General features: G+C 46.1%; 12 protein-coding genes. 11 read left to right on the plus strand and 1 reads right to left on the minus strand.

Annotated features, from left to right (window positions below):
* Positions 1-63: 63 nt before the first annotated feature.
* On the minus strand, positions 64-2,076 hold the full coding sequence (locus tag RIG68_RS25610; protein ID WP_350129212.1) for an OmpA family protein: 2,013 nt from the start codon (positions 2,074-2,076) through the stop codon (positions 64-66).
* A 517-nt stretch (positions 2,077-2,593) separates the two neighbouring features.
* Between RIG68_RS25610 and RIG68_RS25615 the strand changes: the two genes are divergently transcribed.
* From RIG68_RS25615 to RIG68_RS25665, 11 genes are all read left to right on the plus strand, one after another.
* On the plus strand, positions 2,594-2,986 hold the full coding sequence (locus RIG68_RS25615) for a response regulator (RefSeq protein WP_350075428.1): 393 nt from the start codon (positions 2,594-2,596) through the stop codon (positions 2,984-2,986).
* Position 2,987: 1 nt separating this feature from the next.
* Positions 2,988-4,115 carry a sugar transferase gene (locus RIG68_RS25620; protein ID WP_350129181.1) on the plus strand — a complete coding sequence of 376 codons (1,128 nt, stop codon included), beginning with the start codon at positions 2,988-2,990 and terminating at the stop codon, positions 4,113-4,115.
* A 23-nt stretch (positions 4,116-4,138) separates the two neighbouring features.
* The gene (locus RIG68_RS25625) at positions 4,139-6,184 is read left to right on the plus strand and encodes an LruC domain-containing protein (RefSeq protein ID WP_350129184.1); all 2,046 of its coding nucleotides are present in this window, start codon (positions 4,139-4,141) and stop codon (positions 6,182-6,184) included.
* A 250-nt stretch (positions 6,185-6,434) separates the two neighbouring features.
* Positions 6,435-7,157 carry a TolC family protein gene (locus RIG68_RS25630; protein WP_350129187.1) on the plus strand — a complete coding sequence of 241 codons (723 nt, stop codon included), beginning with the start codon at positions 6,435-6,437 and terminating at the stop codon, positions 7,155-7,157.
* Positions 7,158-7,161: 4 nt separating this feature from the next.
* Positions 7,162-9,300 carry a nucleotide-binding protein gene (locus RIG68_RS25635; RefSeq protein ID WP_350129190.1) on the plus strand — a complete coding sequence of 713 codons (2,139 nt, stop codon included), beginning with the start codon at positions 7,162-7,164 and terminating at the stop codon, positions 9,298-9,300.
* Positions 9,301-9,314: 14 nt separating this feature from the next.
* On the plus strand, positions 9,315-10,532 hold the full coding sequence (locus RIG68_RS25640; protein ID WP_350129193.1) for a glycosyltransferase family 2 protein: 1,218 nt from the start codon (positions 9,315-9,317) through the stop codon (positions 10,530-10,532).
* 37 nt (positions 10,533-10,569) lie between these two features.
* Entirely contained in the window at positions 10,570-12,048 is a 1,479-nt protein-coding gene (locus RIG68_RS25645) for an O-antigen ligase family protein (RefSeq protein ID WP_350075440.1), read from the plus strand.
* Positions 12,049-12,071: 23 nt separating this feature from the next.
* Positions 12,072-13,406: a lipopolysaccharide biosynthesis protein gene (locus RIG68_RS25650; RefSeq protein ID WP_350129197.1), complete on the plus strand. Its 1,335-nt coding sequence runs from the start codon at positions 12,072-12,074 to the stop codon at positions 13,404-13,406.
* Between the two features lie 61 nt (positions 13,407-13,467).
* Positions 13,468-14,358, plus strand: coding sequence for a glycosyltransferase family 2 protein (locus tag RIG68_RS25655; RefSeq protein WP_350129200.1), 891 nt, complete (start codon positions 13,468-13,470; stop codon positions 14,356-14,358).
* Between the two features lie 108 nt (positions 14,359-14,466).
* Positions 14,467-15,111: an SRPBCC family protein gene (locus RIG68_RS25660; protein ID WP_350129203.1), complete on the plus strand. Its 645-nt coding sequence runs from the start codon at positions 14,467-14,469 to the stop codon at positions 15,109-15,111.
* A gap of 450 nt (positions 15,112-15,561) precedes the next feature.
* On the plus strand, positions 15,562-15,792 hold the full coding sequence (locus RIG68_RS25665; RefSeq protein ID WP_350129206.1) for a hypothetical protein: 231 nt from the start codon (positions 15,562-15,564) through the stop codon (positions 15,790-15,792).
* Positions 15,793-15,964: the final 172 nt, after the last annotated feature.

The raw sequence follows: 15,964 nt of genomic DNA on the forward strand, positions 1-15,964 counted from the left end.
ATAACATCTATATCATGAAAAAAGCCGCTCACAGCGGCTTTTTAGTTTTTTCAGAGGATCAGGTTAGTTGCCTTCCGCTACCACCAGAAACTCTACTCTTCTATTGAGCTCCCGCCCCTCCAACTCCTGGTCGTTACTAGCCATAGGCTTAGTTTCTCCATATCCCTTGGCGATGATCCGGCTGGCAGCAATACCTCTTCCGACAAGATGCTTTTTAATTGACTCCGCCCTGTTCTGCGAAATAACCATATTGATCTTCTCTCCGCCAAAATTATCAGTGTGACCAGCCACTTCAATTACGAGACTTTCATCTTTTCGCATTAAAGACAACACCTCATCCAACAGCGGTTGGTAGTCAGAAGAGAAATAGACTTTGGTATTTTCAAAATATACATTTGGTCTTACCAGCTTGCGGATAGCTTCTTTGTATTTATGGCTATGAGTCTGACTATCACTGCCAGCGGCGGTGGTAGCGCTTGTCCCTGTGCTTCCGCTACCTGAGTTTTCAACCCCACCTTCATTGATCAGCGCCACAACAGCCTTTTCCTTACTGGCGATGAGGTAGTCTGTATCGGCCTGCTCAGGCATTTTTACATCGATATTGGTTACCGTGAACATCTCCTCCGTTTGCTCTCCCCCAATAACAAAGTTTCTGGTGAGTGTGGTTGCCAAACCACCCGACGCCTTAATCTGGAGGCTATTGTTGTAAATCATGTTTTCATCGACATCGAAAATCTCAACCACGAAAATCTCGTCGGCAATAATCTCGTTTCCGTAGGCGCCAGACTCCCCAGTAAAACTGGTGAACGACTCATCGTAATAGCTCGAAGGGTGGAATTTGATCTGGCAGTCGACGCACGGCATACCTGTGACCCCGTCAGTGATCACACCCTTTATATTGACCTTTTCGATGGCCCAAAAATAATAGATATCGAAAGCTCCCATACCGTGTATGCGATCCGATGAAAAATAACCTTCCTCACCATCCACCTTCATTTTAAAGTTCAACTCATTATCGGGGGAGTTAATTGGAAACCCCATATTCACTGGTGCTCCCCACGTCTTCGTGGCTTCGTCAAATGTTGAGCTAAATACATCGTATCCTCCAACAAACCCAATCCGGTCTGAGCTGAAATACAGGGTATTTTCGTCGGCACTCAAATAGGGGCTAAGCTCATTAAAAGTGGAGTTTACGCTTCCTGGCAGTAATGTTGGCTCACTCCATTTCGCTGTTGCAGGATCTTTTAGTGACTCAAAAAGGTCAAAATCCTTGCCTTTCTTTCCATCGTTGGAAGCAAATATTACCCGGTTCTCTTTGGGATTGATAAAAAAATGAGAATGAACGTGGGCGTTAGACAACATGGCGTCAAACTCGGCTGGGACTGTCCACTGGCCATTTTTTTGCTCACTATAAAAGAGGCGCCCTCCCTTTTTTCTGTCAAAAACAAACAGCTTTCCGTCTTCATTCACCACTTCCAGGTTGGCATTTTCATACTCAAAGTCTCCCAGCAACGGAATTTGTGTCGGCTCTTCCCAAGTGGACTCTCCAAACTTAGTATGATACACCCTGTATACCTCTTCTTTGCCTTCGCTGGAGCGTGAGGAAAGAAACAGTAACTCATCGTTGCCACTAAAAAATACCGGAGAAAGGTCGTTTTGCTCAGAGTTGACACCTGGAACGAGCCTAATCTCGAAATCATCAGGATTCCTCAGGTATTTCAGGAGCCATTCCGCATCAGTAAAGAAACGCTTGGTCTCATCTACTATCTCCTCACTCTTCTTTGCTCTCAGGTCCAAAAAGATCTGGAAATGCTTAATGGCATGCTGGGCATCATAGTTTCCAAAGTAAATTCTACCCAGCCAGTACGAAAAGAACTTGTCCTTTTTCCCCTGAATATCGTCCAATTCTAATAATTCATCTATTGGCTTGCCTCTGCCATCGGTAAGGAAGTGACTAATGAGATAGTGGTACTTTGCTTTGGTTTGTTTGGGGTCTATTTCTAGTATCTCTTTGTACTTTTCCCGAGCCAAAACGAAATTTTCATCATAAAAAATCTTTTCCGCATCACGAAGCATTCTATCCACGTTTTGAGCAGAGGCGGTAAAATACGTGGCTATTAGTACAAAAAACAGAAACAATCGAGGCATGGTGTCGAACTAAGGGTCTTGTTGAACAATCACTCGTTTTGTGATTGTTCCAAGTCAATTACACAAATAATACAATAAGATAATGCTGCCGATTGCCAGGCAATCACTTGCATGCCAAGTGAAACCCCGCCAAACTAGCTGGTTTTGAGCTAAAAAAACCACTGTTCGGAGCAATCCGGCCTTCTCAGTTGCCTACGTCCCTAGTTGGTGAAACTATAAAATATCTTTCAATAATGAAAAACGCCGAAATATAACATTACTAACACATACATAGCAACTTATCGGCCAATTGAGGCGATAAAATCTATTTTGAAATACCAATATTCATTTCTAAACATCATTTCATTACCCCCCAAATATCGATAAAAGCCTACCAATCGTCTAAAGGTTCCTCTGCCTCGGAGCATCTCCAATTACATTTGATCATCCATAAAACGACAAAACCATGAAAAGTAAACTTTTGATTATTGACGACAACGAAATGATGCGGAGCTTTCTTAAGCACATTCTCGGAAGCTCATTTGAAGCTGAAGTGGTGAGTAGCGGAGAGGAAGCGCTCGAAGTTTTACACGACAAGACAAGAACACCCCACCTGGTGCTTGCTGATTTTGACCTCGACGGCATGAACGGGTTGGAGCTTTTGGTTTATCTCAAGTCTTCGGCCGTGTACAAACATCTTCCGGTGGTTATCCTTTCCGGCAAGGGCAACAGCAATAACAGAATTAACTGCCTCAAGGCCGGTGCTTCTGACTTTATCACCAAACCTTTCAATCCCGTTGAACTACAGGTAAAAATCGAAGGTATTCTTGCCTCCCATAAGGTTCAACAAACAGCCTAACATGATGAAAATTGCAGCTATAGGAAATAGACTTTTACCCGTTACCGAGGAGCTTACGGCCAATGGAGTGGCTGTGTCGTGGCACCCGTCCGTTCAGGACACGCAGGCTCATAACCTTGTCTTTATAGAGGCGCAGCCGGATATTCAACAGCAGTTGAGAGACCTCGTAAAGGAGCAAGCCGAAAAAAGTTGCTACAAGAAAGTGGTACTTGTCGACTTCGACAACATCGCTATCCCGGCAGCCATGCAGCTACCTCCATTTATTGTCGATGTAGTTCAATATTCGAAAAATAAAGAAACCTTCGTGGGGATCGTCAAGACCCTGATACATTTCACTTCAGAAAAAAAAGCTGAAAAGAAAAATGTCACCACTTTCAAAATGCCACTATCAAAGCGGCTATTTGACATCATCGTGTCTTCGATGATCATTCTCATGATCAGCCCCATTCTTATTCTGGTGGCCATTCTCATCAAGCTGGAATCCAAAGGACCGATTGTCTATCAATCGCCCAGAGTAGGCACAGGCTACAAAATATTCCCCTTTTACAAATTCCGCTCCATGAGACCCGATGCTGACAAGCTGCTGGAAAACATGAAGCATTTGAATCACTACGCCCAGGACGATAAAGCCGTAGAGGATCCTACAACAAAAATTGACGGTGTTGATCAAAGTATCGCCTTTGACGACGAGAACGTTTTGATTGGTGACGACTACTGGGTTGAAGAGCCGAAGTTCGCTGCCTTCAAGCAAAAAGAAGAGAAAAACTCGTTTGTTAAAATCAACAATGACCCCAGAATTACCCGGGTTGGCAAAATTATCCGCAACTCAAGCATAGACGAATTGCCGCAGCTTTTCAATGTGCTGCTGGGGCATATGTCAATCGTTGGCAACCGTCCCCTCCCCTTGTATGAAGCTGAGAAGCTTACTTCCGACGACTGGTCGAAGCGATTTATGGCACCAGCCGGCATTACCGGCCTTTGGCAGGTAACAGAGAGAGGCAAAAAAGCCACGTCGGAAGACAGCCGCAAACGCCTGGATATTGAATATGCTGAGAACTATTCTCTGTGGATGGATATAAAAATTTTAGTTAAAACGCCTCTTGCAGCCTTCCAGCACGAGAACGTATAAATACCCTTATGAAAATTAAAGCTATGAGAATTAAAAGTATCGATGTAATTACCTTTCTGTTTGGAGCAATCCTGCTGACGGGTTGTGTCAAAGAGTTTGACGGTGGCCCAGGCAATTCGTCAGCGAACACCTACGACCTGGACTTTTCGAATGTGACTACAAAGGCCATTCGCATCAAACTAACAGATGAGGAAGGCAGCCCGCACAAAGGAGTTAAGATTACACTCTGGGACAAGTCACCTCTCGACAATGGAGTGATCATCCTGAAGGGCTTTACCGATCAAGCCGGCAATTTTGAGACTGAATACAGCATTCCAAACACCTTTACTGAGGTAGTTATGGAACTGTCATACCTTGGTCTTCCTGACTTTCTGGTGATTCCCGTCGAGCGCTTTAACGGGCAGGTGACCGTTGCCGGATTTGAGCATGACTTTGATTATTTAGCGGACGAACTAGTGCCGAATCAAAGTGTGCAGGATGGCACAGCGGTGGATAATTCAGGTGGAAGAATGGCAGCAGCAACACTAACAGCCCTAGGATCCTTTAGAAAGGATGGAAAGCCTGACTATCTGCTTCAGAAAGACAAAATTAAACATAGAGCCCTAGAGTTTATCAATGCTTCTCTGCCGGAAAGGCAGCCAGTACCATCCTACCATCCCGGTTATCTCGCTGAAGGGACAGAAACCAACCTCAATGTGACATCGGAGGCCGATGTGTGGATGACCTTCGTGACTGAAGGTGCAGGGTTCTTAAACACTTTGGGTTTTTACACTTACCCCACTGGCAATCCTCCCTCAGAGCCAAGTGACATCGAGACACTCTATATCGGCTTTCCAAATGCCTCTCTTCACGGGTCAGGTGGGCCATTGAAGTCCGGCGACAAAATTCACCTGGGAACATTTAATTCAGGAACGTCTATTGGGTTTGTGCTGATAGCCGATGGATTCGATAGCTCAACCTCTACAATAAAAGAGAATGCCAACAGGTACTACTCACATAGCCGCCTCAACCCTGAAGCTGATGCTTCATTGAAACAACACACTGTCACGCTTTATGATGAGGAAAATGAGCTTTTTGTCATTGGTTTTGAAGACTTGAATAGAGCAACCGGAAGCGACGACGATTTCAACGACGCTGTTTTCTATATCACCTCCAATCCGATTACAGCCATCAGCACCGAAAATGTGAAACCCATCGACAAGCCCGGCGACGACGACGGAGATGGTGTAAGCAATGTTTACGACGAGTTTCCTGACGACCCGGCGTATGCCTACAAATACGACTATCCTTCATCGGAGTCATACGGCACCTTTACTTTCGAAGACAGGTGGCCTGGCTATGGCGACTATGACTTCAACGATTTCGTAGTAGATTATCGGTTCACACAATTCGCCGACGCCAACAATAAAATCACTAACCTGAAATCAGAATTCGTGATCAAAGCCATCGGGGCAAGCTATCAAAATGGGTTTGGGTTTTCGACCAAAATAGCATCCGATCTGGTTGCAAGCGTAACCGGCAGCGAACTACACGGCTCAGTTGTTACGCTAAGTGCCAATGGCACCGAACAGGGCCAATCAAAAGCCACAATTATTGTGTCCGACAAGGTTCATGGTGGTTTTCCAACCACGGGTATTATCAATACCATACAAGCCAACAGCTTTGTGGCTCCCGACACCATCCGAAATCTGGTCACCTTTACAAGACCTGTTACCTTTGCCGAGTTGGGGTCAGCGCCCTACAACCCATTTCTGTTCATCAATCAGGAAAGAGGACGTGAAATTCACATGCCGGGGTATGAGCCAACTGACCTTGCCGACTTCAGCTACTTTGGGACGGAGAATGACAATTCGGATCCATCCAGAGGCATCTACTATAGATCAAAAGAGGAGCTGCCATGGGCGATGAATCTTCCCGTCGCATTCGACTACCCCGTGGAAGGTGGAGATGTCAGGGAGTCGTACATCAACCTCGACCAATGGGCTAAAAGCAGTGGTTTCAGCTATATGGACTGGTACGTGGACAAGCCGGGCTACAGAAACACCAATAAGCTTTACAAAAAGAAGTAAAGATTCAATTTTAAATATTCATGGTTTATGGTGTGAAAGGGAAACTGTTGGTTTCCCTTTCTCTTTTTACTGCACCAGCAAGCCCTGTTTGAAGAACATCCCCGCATTTTTCTGCACCTGCAACCTTGCATTCCTATAAATCCAATTATCGCTGGATTCTGTCATTAACCGGCTCCGCCCCTCCAAACATCTAATAAATCCCGATCAGGGGGCGCTCAGCTATAGATTTGTATTATCAAATAAACTAGTTATGCGCCTATTCATCTTTATATGTTTACTCTCTCCCTTGACGGTTTCCGCTCAGCAAGAGATTGACGTGGTTAAGGAAATCGAGCTGGTTGAGGTGCTTCTTACCAACGAAGCGGCGATCGACAGTCTGGTCGACCTGGCACTTGTCAATTCTTACTACCTCAAAAGCTTTGACGCCGAACTTGCCCAGCAGTACGAAAATGTGAAGCAGGAAAAAAACAAGTGGCTTTCTACCTTCAGAATGGGTATCAATTTTTTCTCACTCAATACTTCAGTAGATGGCCAAAACCAGTCGGTAACCACTGCCGGGGTACTCCCCAACCTTGGTATTACCCTGGGTATCGACCCCGAAAAATTCATCAACCGCCGCAGCTACATCAGAGAAGCGGAGTACAATATTGTACGAGCCGAGAATTCGCTGAAAAATCAACGCAAAGCAGTTCGTACACAAGTAGTGGACATATTCTACACTTACCTGGAAGCACTAGGCATTGCGCAGCTAAGAATCTCTGCCAACCAAACGCAAAGTGAGCAGGTGACCCTGGTAACAGAGCGATTCAGAAAAGGTGAGGCAGGCATGGAAGAAGTGCTGCTTATTCAGAATGGAATGAACCTCACCCAGGAAGCAGTCCTCAAATCCGAACTGGCAGTAAGGAAAATTCGCCGACAAATCTCGATCATGATCTCAGATACTGAAGCTGCGTCTGCCACTTCAGAACAATAAAACCATGGACCAACTAATAGCAATACTCAGAACATTAATGAAGCACTGGCTTAAGCTTGTGCTTGTGCCTGGGCTAACTATGGCGTTGATCATCTACATGACGGCCAATGGCCAAAAGACTTACAAAACAGAAGCGAAACTCTACCTCAACCTACAGGAAAGTAAAAGCACCAGCCTCACAGACGAGGACATGAAGCAGTACCAAATCCACACTGTGTTCCAAAACATAGTGGAGCTGCTGAAATCAAAAAAACCTATAGAAAGGGTAAGAATCAAAGCAGTAAGAAAAGGTCTTGAAGGTGATAATATCTTCGCCGTTGGGAACGAAAATCTTGTTGCTAACAAAGAGGAAGTGCTGAAACGTCTCGATGAAATCGAGCATAACAATGAGCAGCTTCGGCCGAAGCAGTTTCCCGACACCCTCATCGCCAGCTACCTCGACTTCCATCAGCTACAGATTGAAAGACTGAAGGATATTGTGATGTCGTACCGCATCATGGACAGTAACTTCATGAAGTTTGAGCTCTCAGAACATATCCCTGAAAAGACGCAAATAATAGCCAATCTGTTTATTGAGGCCCTGATCGATGAAAACCGTGAGATTGCCAAAAACAAAATCAAGAGTCATAAGGACTTGATTGAAGGGCTAGTGAACAAAGCAAAAGCAGATCTTGATGAAAAAATCAAGAAACTCGAAAACTTCAAAGTAGAAAACAGCATCATCAACCTTGGCGAGCATACCAAAGCCATTGTGGTGTATCTGGTGCAGTTGGAAGGCACCCGGGCCAACCTGATGGCCAAGGTTAGCTCCTCAGCGAAAGGTAAGTCAGAAGTACTGAGCACTGTGGCAGCAGGCAACGCCCTGTCGCTTGACCTCACCACCAACGCTGAAATTGTGCAGCTAAAGGAAGATCTGAAGAGGCTGAACCGTGAGGTGCTTACGACCAGTCTGGAAGAGAACAATGCTGTAGCCCTGGCGCAGGTGAAAAGCAATGTGGAAACCACAAGAAAAGCTATCAATGCGAAACTCATAGAGCTGACCGGTAAGAGCCCCTACGACCCAAGCAGGATACAGCTGGAGCTGGCCAGCAAGTACCTCAACTATGACCTTGACACAGAAATCAACGCCGACGTGTTGAGCATCATTGAAAATGAAATCCAAAGGGTCACAGGGTATTCTAAAAAATTCGCTCCGTTTGAGTCCACCATAGTGGCATTGGAGCAGGAGATAAGCACGGCACAAAACGTGTATCTGGTGTTGCTAAACAAGCTCAACCTGACCCAAACCATGGAGTCAAGCTCTGGTGAGAACATGATAGAGGTGATTGACCCTCCATATCTTCCCACTAAGCCGGAGCCTTCAAAGAGACCTGTTATAGTGGCAGCCGGTGGTATCGCAGTTTTCGTGTTAATGGCAGCTGTGTTCATTATCATTCAGTTGCTCGATGCATCCATCATCAGTGTGGAGAAATTTGAGAGAAGTTCATCGCTGCCAGTCATTGGTGCCCTCCCAAGAATAACAGCGAAGGAAAAAGACAAAAAGCTAGCCAAAGCACTTCAACTCATACATCAGCAACAAATACTACAGTTGTTGCAAATGATCATGAGCAAATGCTTCGACGATGAGGGCATACTGATGCTAACCTCCAGCCAGGCAGGTGAAGGCAAGCACTACGTCGCACTGGAGCTTCAATCGCTGCTGGAAGGCTCCGGGAAAAAGGTCGCCTTTGTTGACGCCGACTGGATGAACGAGAACACCTACGAGTCTCTCATTGACTTCAAGCCCTTGGTGGAGAACAATGGTTTGATAAAAAACAGAACCAAAATTGTAGAGTCGCTGGATAAGATGAAAACCGAAAACGACCTCGTTGTGCTGATCACCTCCCCTATCAACATCAGCGCTGAGGCAGGCTTCTGGATGGAACTCTCTAAACACGTGCTATATATATTCAGCGCCAATCGCATCATCACCAAAGTCGATCAGCGAGTCGAGAAGATGCTATTGGAGTCCAGGCTGCAGTTCCTGGGCACGTTGCTCAACAGAGTCGATGTTGAGAACATGGAAGACTACCTGGGCGAAATACCCAAGAAAAGAACCTTCATCAGACGGATCACCAAGAAATTGATAACAAGAGACTTTTAGAAATAATGACAGCTATGCAGTTTATAATGTACCCAATCGCCTTCTTCCTGCTCTTTTACAGCCTATACTGGCTGGCGCTCATCGTATTGGGATATGCCAACCCGAAGGCAATGGGGGAAAATAAAAACCTAACCAACCCACACCTGCTGCTTGTGCTACCAGCCTACAAGCCTGGCCCCATTTTCAAGGAAGTGCTTAATTCTATTGAAAAAGCTATCAGGGCAAGAAAGAACATCCACGTTTATGTATTGCTTCAGGAAGCTGACAGCGAATACGCCGATTTTGTAAAATCAAAAGGCTTTTTTCTCGAAGAGAAGAGCTTTGGACACCTGGGCGGTAACTCCTATCAACATGCACTGCGACACATTACCCATACTATTCACTGCGAATGCGACAAAGGTACCTGGTGCCCTGAATTCCTTATGCTGGTGGACAAAGACAACCTGCTCGACGAAGACTATTTCAACAATATTCCTGAATCACTTTACGATAGCTACGATATCATACAGGGCAAGCGATCGTCTTTGTCGGTAAACAACTCGGTTGCTTTCTTCGACAACACCACGGAAGCGTTAAACGACACCATGTTCCGCAAGGCGAAACAAAATATGGGCCTGATGATCGAAATCAGCGGCAGTGGCGCATTAATTGAAGCTGAGCTGTTTTCAGAGGCCATCAACGACCTCGACCCCAAAGCTCCTGGCTTCGATAAGAACTTTATGGTACAGTTGCTGAGTCGCAAACGGGATGTACGAACTATCTACTGGCCCGCCAGCGAGCTTTACGAAGAAAAGACTTCGGCCCTTGAAGCGCACAACCCTCAGCGCTTGAGATGGTTTGGCGAGCAGTACTACAACGCCCTTTATCATGGCAAAACACTACTTACAGCCGCATTTACTTACCGAAGACTGGCAGCTTTCGACTATCTCATCACACTTTGGAGGCCACCAAGGTCTATTCAGGTGGTAATCACGCCAATGGTGGCGGCTTTGGAAATCGGATGGTATGCCTATTTTGGCAGCTGGCCTTTGTACTTGCCATTGTTTACCGCATCGGCGGTCGTTCTTGGACTGGCTGTGGCCTTGTTTCTCATTAGCCAGAAAGCGCTGGGAACCGCATTAAAGCATGGCCTTCAGCTTCCAAAATTGGCTTTCAACAACCTTTTCAATGCTGCAAAAAGTGTCAAGAAGGAAAACCAGGGCAAGTTTATCCACACAACTCACAAACTTTAAGAATTTGCCTTTCAGGAGGTAGCTTCTGGCAAGATAAATGAAAAACCTCTCTCCATCTTCAGGAACTATTCTTGGCCGGTTTATCCGGGGTGAGGGAGGTATTCCTCCATGGATGCAATGGGTGCTCTGGCTTAGTCTTGTGCCCGTCGTTGCCCAACTAATGGTGGCGAAAGGCATTATCGTGGCTTTAGGCATTATTGTGGTCGTAGTAGCACTGCCAATTGGCGTATCTGCACTTTGGAAAACGGAAATCGGCATCTATATCATGCTGGGGCTGGCCTTTTTTGTCAGCATCCCCAACAGGCTTTTTGAAGGGATTCCCATGGGCATTTTGCTTGATGTGGTGATCGTTACGATGCTGGTGGGTGTGCTCTACCGAAGCACCTATAACAAAGATTGGAGTACCTTTTCAAGTCCGTTCGGCATTTCTATTTTGCTATGGGCGGGTATGAATGTTTTTGAGCTATTCAATCCGATGGCGGCTTCACGACAAGCCTGGTTCTTTGTGATAAGGCCAGCCGTGGGTTATCTCATGTTGTTTTTCCTTACTTATGACATGCTCACCACGCCCAAAAAGATGTACAGGTTACTGTTTGTCATCCTTGGGCTTTCATTGTTTTCGGCTAGCTGGGGAATCTGGCAGGCCAACTTCGGCTATTTTAGCTGGGAGTACAATTACGTGGTTAGGCACGACGTCATGCACCTTGTTTTTAACTACGGCCGCTGGAGAGCGATAGGCAGTATTGGATCTCCCGCCCAGTTTGGAATATTGATGGCCTTTATCTCCATGCTTTGTGTGGCACTGCTCACAGCTTTCAAAGGCACATTCACCAGGCTTTTTCTTTTGGCTACCTTTCTTGCCACCCTAATGGGCATGGTATATTCCGGCACCAGGTCTGCCTATGTCATCATTCCCATATTCTACTTTGCATGGGTGGTGCTTTCAAGAAACAAGAAACTCTACTACTCAGTCATCTTTGCCGGTGCGCTGATGGTGACGGTGGCCGTAATGCCAACAAACAACTACCATATCCAGCGCATACAAAGCACTTTCAAAGCATCAGAGGATGCCTCCTACCAAACCCGTGCCCGCAACAAGGCCATCATTTTCCCCTGGATCCTGAAGCACCCCATTGGCGGTGGGTTAGGGTCGACGGGTGTGTGGGGGCAGCGTTTTTCACCCGGCACCTTTCTGGCCAACTTTCCACCTGACTCAGGTTTGATCCGTGTGGCCGTGGAGTTGGGCTGGATAGGCTTGCTTTTCTTCCTTAACGTGTATTACAACATCCTTGTAAAAGGCACCTTCCTTTTCTGGAAAATGAAGAATAAACGCTACAAGGCCATTGTCTCCGGCATGATTTGCGCCATAGCCCCGCTACTCGTCGTGGAATGGGGACAGGAGGTTGTAGGTGTTTTTCCAATGAGCGTACTTTTCTGGCTGTTTGCCGCCATTATGTTTCGATCCATCGATTTTGACAAGAAAGAGCAGGCTGAGCAAGCTAAATTTGAATCATAATTCAATGAAAGGCTTACTTGCTAATGATTTCATTCAGAAATAAAATATGGTCGTTACTCAACAACGGGATTGAGTTCGCCCTGGGCATAGGCCTGGTGGCAGCCATCACCCGGATGTATAGTACCGAAGACACTGGAGCCTGGTTCCTGTTCATCGCCATATTTGCCATGGCAGGCAGCCTCAGAGATGCCCTCATTCAGTCGGCCATGGTGAAGAGCACCGCCGGAATAACCGGAAGCTCAGCCCACAGCTCACTAAAGACCAACCTGACCGTGATGCTGTCTTTCGAACTCGTCACCAGCCTCGTTATTGTTGCGATAAGCTTTTTCCTGAGCACCACTCTGGGGAAGTTTATGCTTTTCTACCCACTTTATGCCGTTCCGAATGCCTGGTTTCGCTGGCAGGTATTTTACCTGAGAAGCCAATTGCAGATCAAAGAGATATTTATTACTAATCTACTTAACCTTTGCACCATTATCGTTTTGTTCGTTCTACTCTACCTGAACAAAGCGGAAGTCATTTACCTGGTGCCCACTATGGGAGCCGGAAGCATAGCAGGTGGCATTTTCGCTTCCCTCTTCCTTCCTTACAGGCAAATCATCAAGTCGACCACGGCAAAGGAAAACCTAAAGCTCATCCGTCATTTTGGCTTTTTCGCCATGCTGCGGGAAGCTACTTCTGCGGTGTCGTCGAGAATCAGTCTGTTTTACTCCAGTGCGCTGCTCAGCCTTCAGCAGACAGCCTTTCTAGGGGTATCGCAACGTTTTTCACAAATCGCCCTTTTGCCTAACAATGCCTTCCAGTCGATCCTTTTTCCCAGTCTGGTGATGCATGTGAACAAAGGTGACCTAAAGGCAGCCAAACATACATTTGAAGATTCTATTGCCCAGCTTCTGGCCTTCACCATTCCTTTTGCACTGACAGGCGTTTTCTTATCGCCTTTCATTCTGGAATTGGTGAGCGGTCCAGAATACAGGCAATCCTGGTCCATACTCGCCATTTACCTTCTGCTGGCTACCATCATAACGCCTTTTGGCGCAGCCTTTGGCAGCATGGTAACTGCCATGGGCAAACCCCAGATGGCATTCCGCATTGTACTGGTTAACAGCATATTGAATATCGGCATTGGCTACCTGCTCATGCGCAACATGGGTTTGATGGGAGCACCGCTTTCTATGGCTATTACTGAGCTGGGGGGATTTATCTGGATTGGCACAATACTCAAAAAAGAGGCTGACATCAGCATCGTTTCCACATTTGCAAAAATTCCTGGTGTCTACTTGAGAAGTACCGGAAAAGTGCTGGGGCTAATGAAAAAGCCAGAAACCTCATTAAAAGCGACGGAGGTGATCAAATGAAGAAGCTAACAACGACTGCCGGATACGCCGCCCTCACTCTAAGACATAAAAGAATTTAGCTATGGATATTTCGGTAATAATTGCGACCTATAACAGACGGGATTCTCTAAAGGAAACCCTGGATGCTCTTAGCCGCCAGGACTTCTGCCATCTTTCTTACGAGGTAATTGTGATCAACGATGGCTCCACCGACGGAACCGTTGAATTGCTTGAGGAATACTCTGTTTTCGGCACCATTGGTCTTCGTTTCTTCAATCAACAAAACCAGGGCCCTGCTGCTGCAAGAAATCTGGGGATCCAGTATGCAAAAGGAAGAATAGTCGCCTTCACTGACGACGACTGCATCCCTTCACAAAACTGGCTATGTACGATTGATGCTCAATTTAAGAATAGCAACATAGTGGGTTTGCAGGGAAGCACTTTTACTGACAAAGACAAAATTACACCGCTAACGCACCAGATAGATAATACAGAAGGCAACAAAAGCGTTCCTACTTGTAACGCTGCCTACCTGAAGAGTGCTCTTGACGCCGTTGGCGGATTCGATACGGAATTTCCTTTTCCGCACAACGAAGACGCCGACCTGGCCTGGAGAATACAGAAAAACGGAGAGATTGGATTCTGCGCTGATATGCTTGTATATCACCCACCCCGCATGGATACCTTTTCTAAGGTTTCCAAAAGGATGAAGATCATGGAAAGTGAGTTCCGCCTATTCTACAAGGATCCGGAAAGCTACCGGAAAAACAGAGGCACCTCACCCTGGCAAATCATCTACTGGGAGGTAATGATAAAGACACAATGGTATTACTTCAAAACAAGGTTTAAGTACCTGAAAAGGCCGAAACTGATGTTTCAGGGATTGGCCCTGACTTTCATCTGGTGGTGGGACCTGATCAGGTTTTATCCAAAGTTTTGGAATGCCAACAAAGTACATAAGAAAATGTTTTGAGTGGTTTTAGAGTAGGTTTAGGGAAAAGGCACCTCATTTTGAGCGTGCCTTTTTATTTTGCTTTTCGTATCTTGATGCTGCAATGCTCACATATAATGCTGAGATATAATGTTGAGATACTTTTTTTCTTCCCTGCTTACTGTATTTTTTCTGTTTGGTTTTACCTGCCGTTCGCAGCCTAAGTGGACAGTGCTGGAGGAGCTCAATGGCATTACACTTTATGAGTCGGATCAAAAGTGCGACACTCTGAGGAATTTCATGGCAGTTTTCACGGTACCGGCCAACGTCAAAACATGCGTCAACATCCTGTATAATACTGAATTCCATACCGATTTCATGGATGGTATGAAGAGCAGCGAGCTTATAAAATACCATCACGAAAAGTCCCTTGTCTTCTATCAGGTGATCGATTTGCCGTGGCCCATTCCCAACAGAGATATGGTTACCCTGGCTACATTCAACCACACACCTGACTTCAAAACTGTAACGGTGAACCTCCGCTCTTCACCACAAGAAAAGGAAGCTACCTCTATGACGAGGGTGAACGTACCCGAGCGGGAATGGAGCTTCTCTAAAAATGGAGAGCGTTCTACTCATGTAACCTACACCTACCGCACCAACCCCAGCCATTTTCCTTCTATGCTGGAAGATACCTTCACCATCGACGGGCCTATGAAAATGATGAGCCGGTTCAAAGACCTGGCCACTAAAGAAAGCCTCAACCCGGTAAACTTGGTTTGGATCAGGGATTGAAGCGCAGGTGTCGGCACGGCCAACTAGCCGCCCTGAAAGAGCCGTCAGACACCGGGTGGTGCATTGCCAGGGGTTCCTGTCTTTATACTTCCACCATCTGCAACTTCTCAAAATGGAGCTTCATTGCCACTAAGGCACGAGGACACAAAGGATGCACGCAATCTTCCTTGTCCGCCGAAGCTTTAGCGAAGGCGGGTCGGAGCTGCTGAAGCATTAGCGAAGGTGGGTCGGAGCTGCTGAAGCTTTAGCGAAGGTGGGTCGTCTGACTAAGCTTCAGCGTAGGCGGGATTGTCCCTGGATTTATCCTCACGCCGTGCTACTCATACCTCAGCGAATCCATAATTAACCCATCGTTTTAACCAAACATCCATTCAAAAGCTTAAATTGCATTAGAAAGAGATGAGCAGGGTTATTTGAGATCATGATCAATAGCCGCAATCAGAAAAACTAATGTCTCTAAAAGAACAAATATCAACCTCTACTCAAAAGAAAAGCCGAATCACCATCCTGGATTCATTCGAACAGATGAACGAATCTGACATCCAGGAAATGGCTGCGACCTCTCCATATGAGCGAATCAAAAACACGGTTGACTTAACACTGAGGGCTTATGGGGTCACAAGGGCCCAGCTTTCGAAAAGGGGGCGTGCTACGAGGGTTGAGATCACCAGGAACGAATGAACCTTTTTGTAGAGTCGCATCAAAAGTCTCAAAGAGACTGTTCAGAAAAGTGTGTCATAAGTATAAGTAAAAATAAAATGAGAACTTATGACAGAAATGGAATCAAAGAGACCACCTCGGAGTGAGTTGGAGCAACTTTTCGAGGAAGCATTACAGACACTTAAGTCGGGCA

This window comes from Imperialibacter sp., from assembly GCF_040222385.1.
In the GTDB taxonomy this organism is placed as follows: Bacteria; Bacteroidota; Bacteroidia; order Cytophagales; family Cyclobacteriaceae; genus Imperialibacter.

Coding starts and splice junctions, on each gene's coding strand:
- RIG68_RS25610 (WP_350129212.1), bottom strand. CDS start 2,076: ATGCTTCGTGATGCGGAAAAGATTTTTTATGATGAAAATTTCGTTTTG.
- RIG68_RS25650 (WP_350129197.1), top strand. CDS start 12,072: ATGATTTCATTCAGAAATAAAATATGGTCGTTACTCAACAACGGGATT.
- RIG68_RS25615 (WP_350075428.1), top strand. CDS start 2,594: ATGAAAAGTAAACTTTTGATTATTGACGACAACGAAATGATGCGGAGC.
- RIG68_RS25665 (WP_350129206.1), top strand. CDS start 15,562: ATGTCTCTAAAAGAACAAATATCAACCTCTACTCAAAAGAAAAGCCGA.
- RIG68_RS25645 (WP_350075440.1), top strand. CDS start 10,570: ATGAAAAACCTCTCTCCATCTTCAGGAACTATTCTTGGCCGGTTTATC.
- RIG68_RS25660 (WP_350129203.1), top strand. CDS start 14,467: ATGTTGAGATACTTTTTTTCTTCCCTGCTTACTGTATTTTTTCTGTTT.
- RIG68_RS25625 (WP_350129184.1), top strand. CDS start 4,139: ATGAGAATTAAAAGTATCGATGTAATTACCTTTCTGTTTGGAGCAATC.
- RIG68_RS25630 (WP_350129187.1), top strand. CDS start 6,435: ATGCGCCTATTCATCTTTATATGTTTACTCTCTCCCTTGACGGTTTCC.
- RIG68_RS25655 (WP_350129200.1), top strand. CDS start 13,468: ATGGATATTTCGGTAATAATTGCGACCTATAACAGACGGGATTCTCTA.
- RIG68_RS25635 (WP_350129190.1), top strand. CDS start 7,162: ATGGACCAACTAATAGCAATACTCAGAACATTAATGAAGCACTGGCTT.
- RIG68_RS25640 (WP_350129193.1), top strand. CDS start 9,315: ATGCAGTTTATAATGTACCCAATCGCCTTCTTCCTGCTCTTTTACAGC.
- RIG68_RS25620 (WP_350129181.1), top strand. CDS start 2,988: ATGATGAAAATTGCAGCTATAGGAAATAGACTTTTACCCGTTACCGAG.